Source organism: Kitasatospora griseola, assembly GCF_044999035.1.
In the GTDB taxonomy this organism is placed as follows: Bacteria; Actinomycetota; Actinomycetes; order Streptomycetales; family Streptomycetaceae; genus Kitasatospora; species Kitasatospora griseola.
In genome coordinates this window covers 6,286,071-6,301,644 of the sequence record NZ_CP173360.1, presented here as the reverse complement: position 1 = coordinate 6,301,644, position 15,574 = coordinate 6,286,071, and the positions used below count along the sequence as shown (strand labels likewise).

14 protein-coding genes are annotated in these 15,574 nt (G+C 73.2%); 8 read left to right on the top strand and 6 right to left on the bottom strand.

Annotated features, from left to right (window positions below; genetic code table 11):
• Positions 1-74 precede the first annotated feature (74 nt).
• From ACI1MP_RS28580 to ACI1MP_RS28570, 3 genes are all read right to left on the bottom strand, one after another.
• Complete coding sequence (locus tag ACI1MP_RS28580) at positions 75-1,889, bottom strand: hypothetical protein (RefSeq protein ID WP_404869781.1); 1,815 nt, start codon at positions 1,887-1,889, stop codon at positions 75-77.
• 291 nt (positions 1,890-2,180) lie between these two features.
• On the bottom strand, positions 2,181-2,975 hold the full coding sequence (locus tag ACI1MP_RS28575) for a hypothetical protein (RefSeq protein WP_404869780.1): 795 nt from the start codon (positions 2,973-2,975) through the stop codon (positions 2,181-2,183).
• 149 nt (positions 2,976-3,124) lie between these two features.
• Positions 3,125-3,763 carry an alpha-ketoglutarate-dependent dioxygenase AlkB gene (locus ACI1MP_RS28570; RefSeq protein WP_404869779.1) on the bottom strand — a complete coding sequence of 213 codons (639 nt, stop codon included), beginning with the start codon at positions 3,761-3,763 and terminating at the stop codon, positions 3,125-3,127.
• Positions 3,764-3,879: 116 nt separating this feature from the next.
• Between ACI1MP_RS28570 and ACI1MP_RS28565 the strand changes: the two genes are divergently transcribed.
• A complete protein-coding gene (locus ACI1MP_RS28565) occupies positions 3,880-5,484 on the top strand; it encodes a multicopper oxidase family protein (protein ID WP_380336795.1) in 1,605 nt (534 codons plus the stop codon).
• 16 nt (positions 5,485-5,500) lie between these two features.
• Here the strand turns inward: ACI1MP_RS28565 and ACI1MP_RS28560 are convergent, their stop codons facing one another.
• A complete protein-coding gene (locus tag ACI1MP_RS28560) occupies positions 5,501-6,229 on the bottom strand; it encodes an SDR family oxidoreductase (protein WP_100586836.1) in 729 nt (242 codons plus the stop codon).
• 68 nt (positions 6,230-6,297) lie between these two features.
• Here ACI1MP_RS28560 and ACI1MP_RS28555 point away from each other — a divergent pair, with 68 nt between their 5' ends.
• Together ACI1MP_RS28555 and ACI1MP_RS28550 are read left to right on the top strand one after the other, a co-directional pair.
• Positions 6,298-6,759: a hypothetical protein gene (locus tag ACI1MP_RS28555; protein WP_404869778.1), complete on the top strand. Its 462-nt coding sequence runs from the start codon at positions 6,298-6,300 to the stop codon at positions 6,757-6,759.
• Between the two features lie 122 nt (positions 6,760-6,881).
• Positions 6,882-9,296 carry an ATP-binding cassette domain-containing protein gene (locus ACI1MP_RS28550; RefSeq protein WP_404869777.1) on the top strand — a complete coding sequence of 805 codons (2,415 nt, stop codon included), beginning with the start codon at positions 6,882-6,884 and terminating at the stop codon, positions 9,294-9,296.
• Between the two features lie 55 nt (positions 9,297-9,351).
• On the opposite strand, the gene ACI1MP_RS28545 is transcribed toward ACI1MP_RS28550, so the two are convergent.
• Complete coding sequence (locus tag ACI1MP_RS28545) at positions 9,352-9,684, bottom strand: helix-turn-helix domain-containing protein (RefSeq protein WP_100586839.1); 333 nt, start codon at positions 9,682-9,684, stop codon at positions 9,352-9,354.
• A 107-nt stretch (positions 9,685-9,791) separates the two neighbouring features.
• Here ACI1MP_RS28545 and ACI1MP_RS28540 point away from each other — a divergent pair, with 107 nt between their 5' ends.
• From ACI1MP_RS28540 to ACI1MP_RS28520, 5 genes are all read left to right on the top strand, one after another.
• Entirely contained in the window at positions 9,792-10,433 is a 642-nt protein-coding gene (locus ACI1MP_RS28540) for an NAD(P)-dependent oxidoreductase (protein ID WP_404869776.1), read from the top strand.
• A gap of 141 nt (positions 10,434-10,574) precedes the next feature.
• Entirely contained in the window at positions 10,575-11,000 is a 426-nt protein-coding gene (locus ACI1MP_RS28535) for a VOC family protein (RefSeq protein ID WP_404869775.1), read from the top strand.
• 347 nt (positions 11,001-11,347) lie between these two features.
• A complete protein-coding gene (locus ACI1MP_RS28530; RefSeq protein ID WP_354644872.1) occupies positions 11,348-11,422 on the top strand; it encodes a putative leader peptide in 75 nt (24 codons plus the stop codon).
• A 118-nt stretch (positions 11,423-11,540) separates the two neighbouring features.
• Positions 11,541-12,557: an isopenicillin N synthase family dioxygenase gene (locus ACI1MP_RS28525; protein ID WP_404869774.1), complete on the top strand. Its 1,017-nt coding sequence runs from the start codon at positions 11,541-11,543 to the stop codon at positions 12,555-12,557.
• A 103-nt stretch (positions 12,558-12,660) separates the two neighbouring features.
• The gene (locus tag ACI1MP_RS28520) at positions 12,661-13,413 is read left to right on the top strand and encodes a MerR family transcriptional regulator (RefSeq protein WP_404870843.1); all 753 of its coding nucleotides are present in this window, start codon (positions 12,661-12,663) and stop codon (positions 13,411-13,413) included.
• Here ACI1MP_RS28520 and ACI1MP_RS28515 read toward each other — a convergent pair.
• The gene (locus ACI1MP_RS28515; protein ID WP_404869773.1) at positions 13,401-15,566 is read right to left on the bottom strand and encodes a 3-hydroxyacyl-CoA dehydrogenase NAD-binding domain-containing protein; all 2,166 of its coding nucleotides are present in this window, start codon (positions 15,564-15,566) and stop codon (positions 13,401-13,403) included. The two genes, ACI1MP_RS28520 and ACI1MP_RS28515, sit on opposite strands and share 13 nt — an antisense overlap.
• Between the last annotated feature and the right edge of the window lie 8 nt (positions 15,567-15,574).

The window sequence follows — 15,574 nt, the reverse complement described above, 5'->3', positions numbered from 1 at the left end:
TGGTGCTCCGGTCTCGGGGTGGTGGTTCCGGCTGCTCCCCCCGGGCAACGCGCTTGCTTCGCTGTCGACTTGCGCTAGTCATAGGCTCCTTCGACGTACCAGCGGCCGCCCTCCACGGTGAGCAGCAGGGCGCGGCCGCCCTCCACCGCGACCTGGAACCTGGCCCGGCGGCGGGCGGTGCCCGGGTCCCACCAGCGTTCGACGGCCGGCCACGGGCCGGTCCAGCCGAGCACTTCGAGGGTGCGGCCGTGCAGTTCGACCCGGTCCGGCGGGGCGGACACCTCGGCGCGGCCGTCCACCGCGACGGGCTGCCCGTCGCGGTCCAGCACCAGCACCGGCACCGGGTCCGGCGGCACCACGGACGGCGACGGGTCGGTGAGCCGGCCCGGCCAGGGGCCGTCCGCCGTTTTTTCCCCACGGAGCTCGGCCTCGTCCCAAGGCAGGCGCGCCTGCTGCTCGCCGGGGGCCCGGCCGCCCTCGGGGGCGCCGCGCCGCAGCCCCGCGTAGCCCAGCAGCGACTGCACCCGGGCCACCGCCCGCTCCACCCGGTCCTCCGCGACCGCCTCGCCCCACAGCGCCAACTGCCGCCCCCGGTCCGGGAACAGGCCGTCCGGGACGAGGCGCAGCGCGGTGAACGCGCCGTCCGCGTCGGTGAACGTGCCGGTGGACTGCCAGGCGTTCAACTGCCAGCGGATCCGCTCGGCGAGGGCGGCCGCCGTCAGCCTCCCCTCGTGCTGCCACAGCCGGGAGACGGTGCGGCCGCCCGCGCAGGACACCTCCACCGCCACCCGCTGGCAGGCCAGTCCGACCTCGGCCAGCCGGGCGTGCAGCCGCTCCGCGAGGGTGCGGCCGACGAACACCAGCGGCTCCGCCAACTCCTCCGGCGGATCGAAGAGTTGCTCCACCGCGAGGTCGAGCCCCTGGTCCTTGGGGGCCAGCGGACGCGGGTCCAGCCCGCGGGCCTGCCGGTGCGCGGCGCTCCCGGTCGGGCCGAACCGGTTCGCCACCACGTCCGCGGCCAACTCCGCGAACGCCCCCACCGTCTCCATGCCCAGCCGGTGCAGCAACTCCGCCAACTCCGGCTCCCCCAGCGTCGACACCGGGTACGGCGCGAGGAACTCCGGCGTCCGCCCGGCCGGCACCAACAGCTCCGCGCGGGCCGCCAGCACGGCGGCGAACAGGCCGTCGGCGACCCCGAGAAGACCGCGCGGGGGCGCGGGCTGCGGCTGTGGTTCCGGCTCGGGCTTCGACTCCCGCTTCGGTTCAGGCTTCGGCTTCGGTTCCGGCTTCGGTTCCGGACCGGCGGGGGCCACCAGGGCGAGCGGGGCCGGATCCTGGGCCGGGGCGGGCTCGGCGGAGCCGCCGTCGATCACGGTGAGCGGCGGACGCGAGGCCTCCGGCCCGGTGAACACCTCGTCCACCCAGGCGGGTTCGGCCTCGTCGGTCAGCTCGTCGGCGGGCTCCTCCGGCGCGGCGACCGGCCGGGTCTGCGCCAGGACGGCGGCGACCGCGTCCCGGATCCCCGCCACCAGCGCCTCCTCACCGCCGAAGTACCGGGCCGGGCCCTTCACCGGAATCGCGCACAGACCCGGCCGGAGCACCTCCACCCGCGGAGTGAACGCCTCGACCGCCGCGACCACCGGCTCGAACCTGCGCGCCTCCGCCTCCTCGTCACGGTCACGCAGCCGCAACTCCGGGCAGAACCGCTGCGCCAACCGCAACGGCTGCCCGCGACGCACCCCCGCGGCACGCGCCGCATCCGAGGACGCCAGCACCCGGCCGCCCTCCACCACCGCCACCGCGCCCCCACCCACCGGCCCGACCGCCACCAACGGCCAGTCCGGACACCACACCACCAGCACCCGCTGCCCCGCCGGCCCCCACCCCACCACCCCTTCCCCCGCCCGCGCGGTACCCCACAACGGCCCGCCACCACCACGGCTCACGGACGACACCGGCTTACGAATCGGATTGGGGTGCTTCATTGCTGGTCACTCGGGGGGAATCGACGGAACGGAAGGACAGGGTCGGCGGAGGATCAGAAACACCTCCACGACCGGACGCAGCCACCTGCCGGAAGGCCGCAACGGCGGATCCGCTGTCGGCGACCCGCCCAACACTCATGGCCAGGTATTTGACGAGGCGTCACCAAAGGCGGCGGAGCCGAAAGAGGTCGCATCTCAGACCGCCTCCAGGGCCGGGCGGGTGAGGGTGGGCCCGGCCGCCGGGGCGAGGGGGCGGGCGGTGCCTGTGGCGTCGGGGAGCCAGAGGTGGGCGGTGCGGGGGCGGGTCGCGGTGCCGCGGCCTTCGGCGACGGCTTCGACCTGGCGGCCGGCGAGTTGGCCGTGGCCGTCGCCGAGGCCGAACCAGCGGCCGGTGCGGATGCTGAGGCGTTGGGTGGCGCCGGGCCAGGGGCCGGCGACCAGGAGGGCGCAGCGGGTGCGGCGCAGGACGGCGGTGAGGCGGGCGGCGAGGGCGGGGGCGACGGGGCCGGTGGGACGCAGCAGGATCAGGCCGACGGCGCCGGCGAGGGCGGCGACCACGTCGGGCCAGTGCGGTCCGGGGTGGTCGGCGAGCAGCAGGCGGCGCAGGTCGTAGCCGTAGCCGGCGGCGGCGGACAGGCCGAGTTCGGGGAGTCCGACGGCGGCGGCCCAGGCGGTGTCCCCGGTCTTCTCGGTGAAGGCGCCGGCGCCGAGGGCGAGCAGCAGTCCGGTGTCGCCGGTGACGGAGACGGCGGTGCCGGGGCGCAGTCCGCCGCCGGGGAGCAGGGGGGCGAGGGCGGGCAGGACGGGCAGCAGTTCGGGTTCGGCGACGACCGGCGGGACAACCTCGGGGGCGGGGGCGGTGCCGGGCCGCAGCGGAACAACGACCGTTCGATCGCGTTCGAGCGTTCGAACGCCGCCGCCCGCCCAAATATGGGTAAATGGGGCGAAAGCGCCCGTCCCGGACGGGTCGATCGAGTCTCGTTCGAACATGTGCACGACTCCAGCATCGAACACTCGTTCGCAAATATTCAAGTCCGAGAATCTGACTGAGCTGCAGAAACGTCCGCCCGGTGATCCTCGGTGACCATTCCGCCAACGGGTCCGGCAAACGCCCAACGACTCAGCGGACGCCCGACGGCTCAGCGGACGTCGCGCGGGCGGAACTGGATGCTGATCCGCGGGCCGACCGCGCCGGCGCTCTTCGGGATGGCGTGCTCCCAGGTGCGCTGACAGGAGCCGCCCATCACCAGCAGGTCGCCGTGCCCGAGCGAGCGGCGCACCGTCGGGCCGCCGCCGCCCAGGGGGCGGAGCAGCAGCGGGCGGGCCTGGCCGACCGAGAGGATGGCGACCATGGTGTCCTCGCGGTCACCGCGGCCGATCCGGTCGCCGTGCCAGGCGACGCTGTCGCGGCCGTCGCGGTAGAAGCAGAGCCCGGCGGTGACGAACGGCTCGCCGAGCTCCGTCCGATAGTGGGCGCCGAGCACGTCCCGGGCCCCGGTCAGGACGGGGTCGGGCAGGGCGTCGCCCTCGTGGTAGAACGCCAACAGCCGGGGCACGTCCACCACCCGCTCGTACATCTCGCGCCGCTCGGCCTGCCACGACACCCGGTCCACCAGGCGTTCGAACAGCGTGTCGGCGCCGCTCAGCCAGCCGGGCAGCACGTCGATCCACGCCCCGCGTCCGAGTTCCGTCCGGTCGATGCCGTCCAAGGGGCCGAGCGCGGGTTCCGCCTCCGGGTCGCCGGTGTCGAACAGCGAACCCTGCAGCTGGTACGTCATGCCGTCCAGCGTAGCCGAGCTCGAACGCCCGTACGATTATCAGACGATCGGAAACTCTGACACAGGCGGTGCGTCACTGAAGGTTCGCCGGGCGATTTGACCTAGATTGTCCGCTTATGGAAGAGAGTGGTGCGATCAGCCGCCGTCTGGTCCTCAAGAGCATCGCCGGCCTCGCCGTGGCGTCCGAGGGAATCCTGACCGCGCAGCGCGCGGCGGCGACAGCGGCGCCGGCGCGCTTCCCGCAGCCGGCCGTGACGGCCTCGCGGTCGGCGTCCGGCCCGGCGACGCGAACGGTCGAGCAGACGCTCGACGTCCGCTTCACGGACGTCGACATCCCGGGCTACGGCCCGATCACCACGCGCACCTACAACGGGGCGATCCCGGGGCCGACCCTCCGGTTGCGCGCCGGGGACACCCTGCGGCTGACGCACGTCAACGGCCTGCCGCCCAACCCGCCGTTCCACCACGGCGACCACAACACGCCGCACCACGCGAACAGCTTCAACCTGCACACCCACGGCATGCACGTCTCCCCGTCCGGGGACGCCGACAACGTCCTGCGCGAGTTCGCGCCGCTCACCGAGGAGGACGCGGCTCTCGACGCCCCGGAGCCGCAGTACACGACGACCATCTGCGTCCCGGCCGACCACCCGGCGGGCACCTACTGGTACCACCCGCACCTGCACGGCTCCACCGCCGAGCAGATCGTCGGAGGAATGGCCGGGGTGATCGTCGTCGAGGGCGACATCGACGAGGTGCCGGAAATCGAGGCGGCCGACGACGTCGTCGTCTGCATCAACGAGCTCAAGCTCCGGGACGGCGAAGTCCCCGCCTTCACCTCGGGCAACTGGGTGACCGGCGTCCCGTCCGTCTTCACCGTCAACGGCGCGGTCAACCCCGCCATCAGGCTGCGCCGGGGCGAGGTCCAGCGCTGGCGGCTGGTCGCCGCCACCGCCTTCACCGCCCTACGCCTCCAACTGTCGGCGGACGACAGCTACTTGACCATGCACCAGATCGCCCAGGACGGCATCGGCTTCGCCGAGCCGGTCGCCCGGGCCGCGGTGGTCCTCGCCATGGGCAACCGCGCCGACGTCCTGGTCCGGGGCGACGAGCCCGGCCGGTACGAGCTGCGGGCCGACGGGGTGGACGACCCGCTGATGACGGTCGTGGTGACGGAGGAGTCCGTCGATCCGCCGATGCAGCTGCCGGCCGCGCTGCCGCCCGGCCGGCCGTTCCTCGACGAGGGCGAGATCACCGGCCCCGACCGCGAGGTGGTCCTGCACGTCGACCCGGAGGTCTTCGGCGGGCCGTTCCCCAACGCCTACCGCATGCTGGGCAGCAACGCCACGCCCCCGGCCGACCCCGACGGCGACCTCACCCGGGACACCGCCTACGGCCGTTTCGACCCCGAGTACGTCAACCACACCCTGCGCCTGGGCGATGTCGAACGGTGGACCGTCCGCACGGACGAGACCGTGCCGTCGCACGGCCACCCGTTCCACCTGCACACCAACCAGTTCCTGGTCACCCACCGGAACGGCGAGCCGCTGGACCCGCCGGTCTGGCACGACACCGTCGGCCTGGCCGGCGGCACCCCCGGGGACTCCGTCACCTTCCTGGTCAGGTACCAGGACTTCACCGGCATCGCCCTCGCCCACTGCCACCAGCTCCACCACGAGGAGCTCGGCATGATGCAGGTCGTCGAGTACGTCGACCCCTGAGAACGCCCGAAAACGCCTACCGCTGCTCGAAGTAGAAGCTGCGGATGAAGCAGTCCCGGGGCTGGCCGATCGCGAACAGCACGCAGTCGGTGACGGACTGGGCGGTGAGCACGTCGTCGGCGGTGCGGGAGGCGGTGTCCCAGTCGGGGCCGAGCGGGTCGGCGTCGTCGAAGTCCGGCGGGTAGAGGGCGATCACCCGGATGCCCTCGGGGCGCAGGCGGGCGGAGAGCACGTCGGAGAAGCCGGACTGGGCGGCCTTCGCCGCGTAGTAGGCGGGGTGCGAGGCGGAGCGGTGGTTGCGCAGTTCGCCGACCGAGGAGACCAGGTTGACCACGTCGGCGGCGGCCGAGGCGCGCAGCAGCGGCAGCAGGTGACGGGTGATCAGCACGGTGCCGGTGGCCCCGGAGGCGATGGTGTCGACGATCGCCTCGTCGTCCCCGCCCAGCAGGTCGGCACCGTGCAGGTAGCGGGCGCCGTTGTTGACCAGCACGTCGACCCGGTCGGTGCGGGCCGCGACCTCGGCGGCGAACTCCCGTACCGCGGCGGGGTCGGAGATGTCGCAGGCCAGGCCCTCCGCCTCGGCCCCGCTGTCGGCGGCGATCTCCGCGGCCGTCCGCCGGGCCGCTTCCGGCCCGCGCGCCGACACCAGCACCCGCGCGCCCAGCCGCCCGGCCCGGATCGCGAGCGCCCGGCCGGTGCCGCGGCCCGCTCCGGTGATGACCATGGTGCGTCCGGTGAGATCCATGCCCCGCCCCTTCGTCTGCATCCTGTTCGCTGCCGAAAGAATAGGACTGTCGATCGAGAGGGACCGAAGTGGCCGAGTGGGGTGTGGCGTTCGCGGTGACCTGCGTGTGCGGGGCCGAGGCGAGGCAGGACGCCGGGCAGCGGCTGCGGGACGGCACGATCAGCTGGGACTCGGAGTTCTCCTGCCGCGCCTGCGGGGCGTCGATGTGCCTGGGGTTCGGCGCCGACGGGACGCCGCACTGGGTGCGCGACCCGCTGATCGCCCGGCACGGGACGGCGCGGCTGCGGCTGACCGATCCGGCGGCGGGACGGGTCGCGGTGCTGAAGACCCTGCGCGAGGCCTGGGACCTGACGCTCCCCCAAGCCCTGGACATGGCAGTGCAGTTGGCCGACCCGGGGCTGTCCGGAACGCTCCCCGAGGTCGCCTGGCTGCGCGAACGGCTGGACGTCCGCGGGGTGTCCGCCGAGATCACGACCGACTCCGCCGCGGCGCCCGGCCCTTGGGATCCGTCGGCCGCCGGACGCGGCTGAACCTGCCGGACGCGGCTGAACCTGCCGGTTCCGGCGCCCTGCCGGTCTCCGGCCCGACGGGGTGGTTGGATCAGGGGCGGCGGTGTCGCCACGGGCGCCGCCGGACGGAGGGACGAGGACCGATGAGCGGCGCCGAGCGGACACCCGGGACGACGGACCGGCAGCACCTGGCGGACAGTCACGATCTGATCCGGGTGCACGGGGCGCGGGTGAACAACCTGAAGGACGTCAGCGTCGAACTGCCCAAGCGCCGGCTGACGGTGTTCACCGGGGTGTCCGGTTCGGGCAAGAGTTCGCTGGTGTTCGGCACCGTCGCGGCGGAGTCCCAGCGGCTGATCAACGAGACCTACAGCGCCTTCGTCCAGGGGTTCATGCCGACGCTGTCCCGCCCCGAGGTGGACGTGCTGGACGGCCTGACCACGGCGATCATCGTGGACCAGCAACGGATGGGCGCCGACCCGCGCTCCACCGTCGGCACCGCGACGGACGCCAACGCGATGCTGCGCATCCTGTTCAGCCGGCTCGGCGACCCGTTCATCGGCCCGCCGCCGGCGTTCTCCTTCAACGTGCCGACGGTGCACGGCTCCGGGGCGATCACGGTGGAGCGCGGCGAGGGCTCGAAGGCCGAGAAGCGGACGTACTCGCGGACCGGCGGCATGTGTCCGCGCTGCGAGGGGCGCGGCAGCGTCTCGGACATCGACCTCGGGCAGCTGTACGACGACGCCAAGTCGCTGAACGAGGGCGCGCTGACCATTCCCGGGTACAAGCCCGGCGGCTGGAACTACCGGCTGTACACCGAGTCCGGCCTGGTCGACCCGGACCAGCCGATCCGCCGGTACACCGAGAAGGAGCTGCACGACTTCCTGTACCTGGAGCCGACCAGGATGAAGATCGCCGGCATCAACATGACCTACGAGGGCCTGGTGCTGCGACTCCAGAAGTCGATGCTGTCCAAGGACCGGGCCGCGCTCCAGCCGCACATCCGGAGCTTCGTCGACCGGGCCGTCACCTTCACCCCCTGCCCGGACTGCGAGGGCACCCGGCTGAGCGCCGCCGCCCGCTCCTCGAAGATCAAGGGACTCTCGATCGCCGACGCGTGCGCCCTGCAGATCAGCGATCTCGCGGACTGGGTGAGGGAGTTGGACGAACCGTCGGTGGGCCCGCTGCTGTCCTCGCTGCGGCAGGTGCTGGACTCGTTCACCGAGATCGGCCTCGGCTACCTGTCGCTGGACCGCCCGGCCGGCACGCTCTCGGGCGGCGAGGCGCAGCGCGTCAAGATGATCCGGCACCTGGGGTCCTCGCTGACCGACGTCACGTACGTCTTCGACGAGCCGACCACCGGCCTGCACCCGCACGACATCCGGCGGATGAACGACCTGCTGCTGCGGCTGCGCGACAAGGGCAACACGGTGCTGGTGGTGGAACACAAGCCGGAGACCATCGCGATCGCCGACCACGTGGTGGACCTCGGCCCCGGCGCGGGTTCGGCGGGCGGCACGGTCTGCTTCGAGGGCAACGTGGACGGACTGCGCGCCAGCGGCACCATCACCGGCCGGCACTTCGACGACCGGGCCTCGCTCAAGCCCGAAGTCCGCACCCCCACCGGCGTGTTGGAGATCCGCGGGGCGAGCGCGCACAACCTGCGCGAGGTCGACGTGGACGTGCCGCTGGGCGTCCTGACGGTGGTCACCGGCGTGGCGGGCTCCGGAAAGAGCTCGCTGGTGCACGGCTCGCTGGTCAGCGGCGCGGCGCTGAAGGGCGGCGCGCCGGAGGGCGTGGTGGCGATCGACCAGAGCCCGATCCGCGGCTCGCGGCGCTCCAACCCGGCCACCTACTCCGGGCTGCTGGAGCCGATCCGCAAGGCCTTCGCCAAGGCGAACGGGGTCAAGCCCGCCCTGTTCAGCGCCAACTCCGAAGGCGCGTGCCCGACCTGCAACGGCGCCGGGGTGGTGTACACCGACCTGGCGATGATGGCCGGGGTGGCGACGGTCTGCGAGGAGTGCGAGGGAAAGCGCTTCCAGGCCGCCGTGCTGGAGTACCGCCTGGGCGGCCGGAACATCGCCGAAGTGCTCGCCATGTCCGTGGACGAGGCCGAGTCCTTCTTCGCCACCGGCGAGGCCCGCACCCCCGCCGCCCACACCGTCCTGACCCGCCTCTCCGACGTCGGGCTCGGCTACCTGACCCTCGGCCAGCCCCTCACCACGCTCTCCGGCGGCGAACGCCAGCGCCTGAAGCTCGCCGCGCAGATGGCCGAGAAGGGCGGCGTCTACGTCCTGGACGAACCCACCGCCGGCCTGCACCTCGCCGACGTCGAACAACTCCTCGGCCTGCTCGACCGGTTGGTCGACTCCGGCAAGTCCGTCATCGTGGTCGAACACCACCAGGCCGTCATGGCCCACGCCGACTGGATCATCGACCTCGGCCCCGGCGCCGGCCACGACGGCGGCCGGCTCGTCTTCCAGGGCACCCCCGCCGCCCTGATCACCGACCGCACCACCCTCACCGGCCGCCACCTCGCGGAGTACGTCGGCGCGTAACGGCCGCCGCCCGGGCAGGTCGAGCACTGGTTCGGCGCGATGGCGGACGCTCCGATCACTCCCCGTGGTGCTCGCGGGCCCAGGTGCAGGCGGTGTCCAGCACGCCGATCAGCGAGCGGCCCACGTCCGTCAGCGCGTAGTCGACGTGCGGCGGGTTGCCGCCGTGGTCGGTGCGGGTCAGCCAGCGGTCGCGCTCCATCGCCCGCAGCGTCTCGGTGAGCACCTTCGGGTTGACGCCGCGCAGCCGGGCCTTGAGCTCGGTGAAGCGGTGCGGCCCGCCCTCCAGGCAGCGCAGCACCGCGCCGGACCACTTGTCGCCGACCCGGATCGGCGAGCGGTGCGCGCACTCCCGGAGGTCGAACACGCCTGCTTCGTCGGGGACGGCCATGGGTACGACCATAGCCGCACCTCGGAGCCGGTTCCGTTGCAGTAACCGGGGGTGCCCGTCCTACCGTCGGCGACGACACGGAACGCGGCAGGCGACGAGGAGAAGCCATGAGCAGGATCGTGATTTTCGGCGCGGGCGGACGGGTCGGCCGGGCGGCGGTCGCGGAGGCCGTCCGACGCGGCCACACCGTGACGGCGGTCGTCCGCGACCCGGCCAAGTACCCTGACCTGGAGGGGATTTCGGGTGTGACGCCGGTGCGCGGCGACGCGACGGACGCGGAGGCCGTCGCCCGGACGGCCGCCGGCCACGACGCGGCGATCAACGCCTCGGTGCGGCTGGACGTCCCGTCCGAGAGCTACTTCACCGCCGCCGCCCGCGCCCTGGCGTCGGGTCTGAGGCGGGCCGGCGTCGGCCGGCTGCTCGTCCTGGGCATCGCCACCACCCTGGAGACCGCCCCGGGGGTCCGCGTCATGGACGACCCCCGGTTCCCCGAGCAGTACCGGACGTTCTCCCGGGGCCACGTCGCCGAGTTCGACCTCCTCGCCGTCGAGTCCGGCCCCCTCGACTGGCTGATGGTCGTCCCGCCCATGGACCTCGCCCCGGACGCCCCTGCCACCGGCCGCTACGCCACCGCGATCGGCACCGTCACCGGCACCGGCCGCATCTCCCACGCCGACCTGGCCGTGGCCCTGCTGGACGAGATCGACACCCCCAGGCACCACGCCGTCCAGCTGGCCGTCTCCCACTGACGCCCCGGCCTTCGACGGCTCACCCGCGATCCGCCGACCGCCTGACGCGCCGTCACCTCTCCGGCGCGGCAGCGCCCGTTGACCCGGGGGCCGACCTAGGGTGGGCCCGTCGTCGCAGCCGGTGAGCCGAGGAGGTCGGAGATGCCCGGGGCCGCTGTTCCCCCGCCGCCGCAGGTGTGGCCGACGTTGCGGGCGCGTGACGCCCGGGCGCTGATCGCGTTCCTGGTGGAGGCGTTCGGGTTCGAGGCGACGTCCGTGTACGCGGACGGGGACCAGGTGGCGCATGCCGAGCTGGCGTGGCCGCCCGGGGGCGGGATCATGCTCGGCTCGGCGAAGGAGCCCGCGGACGGCGAGGACGATCCGTGGCCGTTGCGGCCCGGCACCTTCGGCGCGTACGCGGTGACGGACGACCCGGACGGGCTGTACCGGCGGGCGGTGGGCGCGGGCGCGGTGGTGACCGCCGAGCTGCACGACACCGACTACGGTTCGCGGGACTTCTCGGTGCGCGACCCCGAGGGCAACCGCTGGTCGTTCGGCACCTACCGGGGCGAGCCCCGCCACCACTGACGGGCCGCCGCTGTCGGAGCCCGCTGAGCCTGCACGGGCTGCCGCGGCACCTGACCGGGATCGAGCGAGCAGTGGTGGCTGGAGATCCGGTTCGCCGGCGACGGGTCCAGGCCGCTCATGTCCTGCTCCGACGACGACCCGAACCAGGACTTCGAGCATCTGGACGGCGACGTCGCCGAGTACGCCCGCCACAACGGGCACGCCGACCCGCTCCGGAAGGGCATCGACGGATCGACCGGCTGCTGGGGGAACAAGTGGGCAGGGTTCCGTCGGTCGACCGAACGATCGGTTGACCGAATTCCGTCTTTTCCTCGATACCTTCCGGGCGGGGGTTGTAGCCTGGCTGGGTGCTTCTTCTTGTCAGCCGTCGCCACGTGGACCTGCTCCGCGTCACGAGCATGTCCTGTCGACGCTCCGGCTGATCGCCCCATCCACATCCCCGCCCGTCGCGGTCCCACTCGACCGCGCGGGCCCCGCCACCCCGGCACTCCCGGCGTGATCCGCCGTACCCGCCGGGCCTTTCCCCGTGGACGCGCACCCATGACGATGCAGCACCCCACCGCCCTCCCCGTGATCGATCTCTCGCTCGCCGACGGCGCCCCCGCCGAGCGGGACCGGCTCCGCCGGGAGCTGCGGGAGGCCGCCACCGGAGTCGGTTTCTTCCAACTGGTCGGCCACGGCGTGACCGCCGCCGAGACCGCCGACCTGACCTCCGCGATGCGCGCGTTCTTCGCGCTCCCGGAGGCCGACCGACTGTCCGTCAGCAACCTCAACTCCCCGCATTTCCGGGGCTACACCCGCACCGGCGACGAGCGCACCGGCGGCAGCCGCGACTGGCGCGACCAGCTCGACATAGGCCCCGAGCTGCCGGCGCACGTGCCCGCGCCGGGCGAGCCCGCCTACTGGTGGCTGGAGGGGCCCAACCAGTGGCCCGCCGCACTCCCGGAGCTGCGCACCGCGGCCCTGCACTGGATCGCCCGCCTCGACGACGTCGCCCGCCAGCTGCTGCACGAACTCCTCGCCTCGATCGGCGCCCGTCCGGACTTCTACGACGACGCCTTCACCCCGCACCCCCACCTGCACCTGAAGCTGGTCCGCTACCCGGGTACCGCCCCCGACGGCGCCGCACAGGGCGTCGGCACCCACAAGGACTACGGCTTCATCACCCTGCTCCTGCAGGACACCGTCGGCGGCCTTCAGGTCGAGCGCCCCGACCACACCTTCCTGGACGTCCCCCCGATGGAGGGCGCCTTCGTCGTCAACCTCGGCGAGCTGCTGGAGGTCGCCACCGACGGCTACCTCAAGGCCACCAGCCACCGGGTCCTCTCCCCGACGGGCGCCCGCGAACGCTTCTCCGTGCCGTTCTTCTACAACCCCCGGCTCGACGCCCACATCGCCCCGCTCGACTTCCCGCACGCCCACCACGCCCCGGGAGCCACCCAGGACCCGGCCAACCCGCTGCACGCCGACTTCGGCTTCAACGAGCTGAAGGGCTTCGCCCGCGCCCACCCGGAGGTCACCCGCCGCCACCACGCGGAACTCCTCCCCCGGGCCTGATCGGGGCACCGGCCCGGACGCCCGGCGGGGCCATGGACCGCCGGGCGAGACCGGTGTCACACTGCTGGTGTCACAGTGGTGCTGGTGCGAGGGCTGGGGTGCGATGGGCGGCGGGGAGCTGCGGTTCACGGTGGACGAGCTGGCTGCCCGGGCCGGGGTGACGGTCAGGACCCTGCGGTTCTACGGGGCGAAGGGGCTGTTGCCGCCGCCGGAGCTGGGACCGCGACGGGTGGGGCTGTACGGGGCCGAGCACCTGGGGCGGCTGGAGCTGATCGAGGAGTTGCAGCGGCAGGGGCTGACACTGGCCGCGATCGACCGCTACCTCGCGCAGCTGCCGTCCGACATCGGCGAGTTGGACCTGGCGATCCACCGGGCGCTGGTGGCGTCGTGGACGCCGGAGTCGGCCGAGGAGGCGAGTCGGGCGCAGCTGGAGCGGCGGACCGGGCGGGCGCTGTCGGACGCGGATCTCGACAGCCTCGCCGCGATGGGGGCGCTGCACCGCACCGCGGACCCGGACGTGTTCAAGGTGGATCCGGGGCTGCTGCCACTGGGCGTGCGGGTGCTGGACGTGCCGATCCCGTTGGAGACGCTGGTGGCGGCGCGGGCGGTGGTGCGGCTGCACAGCCGGGCGACGGCGCACGATCTGCACCGGCTGTTCCGGGACACCGTGTGGCGGCCGTACCGGGAGAGCGGTCCGGGTCCCGAGGAACTGGAGCGGATGCGGGAGCTGACCGACCGGATCCAGCCGATGGTGGTGCAGGCGCTGGTGACGGCGTTCCAGCGCTCGCTCGCGGAGGAGCTGGCCCGCCCGGCGGAGCGGGCGGGCCGGCAGGAGGACGGCGGTCAGTCGCGGTAGCGGCCGCCGCTCTCGGCGAGGGCGACCAGCGACGCCGGCGGGGTGAAGCGCTCGCCGTACGCGGCGGCGAGTTCCCGGGCGCGGGCGACGAAGCCGGCCGGCCCGCCCGGGTAGCCGTTGACGTACTGCAGGACGCCGCCGGTCCAGGCGGGGAAGCCGATGCCGAGGATGGAGCCGACGTTGGCGTCCGCGACCGAGGTCAGCACGTTCTCGTCCAGGCAGCGGACCGAGTCGAGGGCCTCGGAGAAGAGCAGCCGCTCCTTCATGTCCTCGAACGGGATCTCCGCGCCGGGCCGCGCGAAGTACTCGCGCAGGCCGGGCCACAGCCGGGTGCGGCGGCCGTCGGCGTACTCGTAGAAGCCGGCGCCGCCGCTGCGGCCGGGGCGCTGGAACTCGTCGAGCATCCGGTCCATGACGATCTCGCCGGGGTGCTCGACCCAGGTGCCGCCGGCCTCCTCGACGGCGCGGCGCGACTCGTTGCGGATCTTGCGCGGCAGGGTGAGGGTGAGCTCGTCCAGCAGCGACAGCACCTTCGCGGGGTAGCCGGCCTGCGCGGCGGCCTGCTCGACGGAGGACGGGTCGAGGCCCTCGCCGATCATCGCGACGCCCTCGTTGAGGAACTGGCCGATGACGCGGGAGGTGAAGAAGCCGCGGGAGTCGTTGACCACGATCGGGGTCTTGCGGATCTGCCGGACCAGGTCGAAGGCGTGCGCGAGCGCCTGGTCGCCGGTCTGCGGGCCGCGGATGATCTCGACCAGCGGCATCTTGTCGACCGGCGAGAAGAAGTGCAGGCCGATGAAGTCGGCGGGCCGCTCGACGCCCTCGGCCAGCAGGCCGATCGGGAGGGTGGAGGTGTTGGAGCAGAGCAGCGCGTCGGGGGCGACCACGTGCTGGATCTCCTGGAACACCTTGTGCTTGAGCTCGGGGTTCTCGAAGACCGCCTCGATGACGGTGTCGCAGCCGGCCAGGTCGGCCGGGTCCGCGGTGGGGGTGATCCGGGCGAGGAACTCGTCGCGCTCCTCGGCGGACAGCCGCCCGCGCTGCACCTGCTTGTCCAACAGGCCCGCCGAGTACGCCTTTCCGCGCTCGGCGGCCTCCTGCGTCACGTCCTTCAGCAGCACCGTCAGCCCGGCCTGCGCGCACGAGTACGCGATGCCCGCGCCCATCATGCCGGCGCCCAGCACCGCGACCTTCGACGCCGTCCGGGCCGGGACCGAATCCGGGCGGGAGGCACCGGAGTTGACGGCCTGCATGTCGAAGAAGAAGGCCTGGATCATGTTCTTGGAGGTGGCGCCGCAGGCCAGCTCGGTGAAGTACCGGGCCTCGATGACGAACGCGGTGTCCACGTCGACCTGGGAGCTCTCCACGGCGGCCGCCAGGATGTTGCGCGGCGCCGGGTAGGGCGCGCCGTTCAGCTGCTTGCGCAGGTTGGCCGGGAAGGCGGGCAGGTTGGCGGCCAGCGCGGGGGTGCTGGGGGTGCCGCCGGGGATCTTGTAGCCCTTGGCGTCCCAGGGCTGCGCGCTGACCGGGTTGGCGGCGATGAACGCGCGGGCCTGCGCGAGCATCTCCTCGGCGGTGGAGGCGAGTTCGTGCACCAGGCCGTTCTGCAGGGCCTGCGCGGGACGGTACTGGCGGCCCTGCAGCAGCACCTTGAGCAGGGCGTCGGTGATGCCGAGCATCCGCACGGTGCGGACCACTCCGCCGCCGCCGGGCAGCAGGCCCAGGGTGACCTCGGGCAGGCCGATCTTGCTGCCGGGGGCGTCCAGCGCGATCCGGTGGTGGCAGGCCAGGGCGATCTCCAGGCCGCCGCCGAGCGCGGCGCCGTTGATCGCGGCGACCACCGGCTTGCCGAGGGTCTCCAGCCTGCGCAGCGCGCGCTTGATCCGCATCGAGTTGGCGAACACCTGCTCGGCGTCGTCCGGCCCGACCGAGGACAGCAGCTTGAGGTCGCCGCCGGCGAAGAAGGTCTTCTTCGCGGAGGTGACGATGACGCCCGTCAACTCCTCGGTGGCGGCGAGGCGTTCGACGGTGGCGTCGAGCGCGTCGGTGAACGCGGCGTTCATGGTGTTGGCGGACTGCGCGGGGTCGTCGAGGACGAGGGTGACCACGCCGTCCTGGTCCTGCTCCCAGCGGATGGGGCTCACGTCGGTCATTTCGTTGA

Bases quoted from the DNA above. Each gene is read 5' to 3' on its own strand.
- ACI1MP_RS28575 (WP_404869780.1), bottom strand. From the start codon at position 2,975: ATGTTCGAACGAGACTCGATCGACCCGTCCGGGACGGGCGCTTTCGCC.
- ACI1MP_RS28570 (WP_404869779.1), bottom strand. From the start codon at position 3,763: ATGACGTACCAGCTGCAGGGTTCGCTGTTCGACACCGGCGACCCGGAG.
- ACI1MP_RS28565 (WP_380336795.1), top strand. From the start codon at position 3,880: ATGGAAGAGAGTGGTGCGATCAGCCGCCGTCTGGTCCTCAAGAGCATC.
- ACI1MP_RS28560 (WP_100586836.1), bottom strand. From the start codon at position 6,229: ATGGATCTCACCGGACGCACCATGGTCATCACCGGAGCGGGCCGCGGC.
- ACI1MP_RS28550 (WP_404869777.1), top strand. From the start codon at position 6,882: ATGAGCGGCGCCGAGCGGACACCCGGGACGACGGACCGGCAGCACCTG.
- ACI1MP_RS28545 (WP_100586839.1), bottom strand. From the start codon at position 9,684: ATGGCCGTCCCCGACGAAGCAGGCGTGTTCGACCTCCGGGAGTGCGCG.
- ACI1MP_RS28540 (WP_404869776.1), top strand. From the start codon at position 9,792: ATGAGCAGGATCGTGATTTTCGGCGCGGGCGGACGGGTCGGCCGGGCG.
- ACI1MP_RS28535 (WP_404869775.1), top strand. From the start codon at position 10,575: ATGCCCGGGGCCGCTGTTCCCCCGCCGCCGCAGGTGTGGCCGACGTTG.
- ACI1MP_RS28525 (WP_404869774.1), top strand. From the start codon at position 11,541: ATGACGATGCAGCACCCCACCGCCCTCCCCGTGATCGATCTCTCGCTC.
- ACI1MP_RS28520 (WP_404870843.1), top strand. From the start codon at position 12,661: ATGGGCGGCGGGGAGCTGCGGTTCACGGTGGACGAGCTGGCTGCCCGG.
- ACI1MP_RS28515 (WP_404869773.1), bottom strand. From the start codon at position 15,566: ATGACCGACGTGAGCCCCATCCGCTGGGAGCAGGACCAGGACGGCGTG.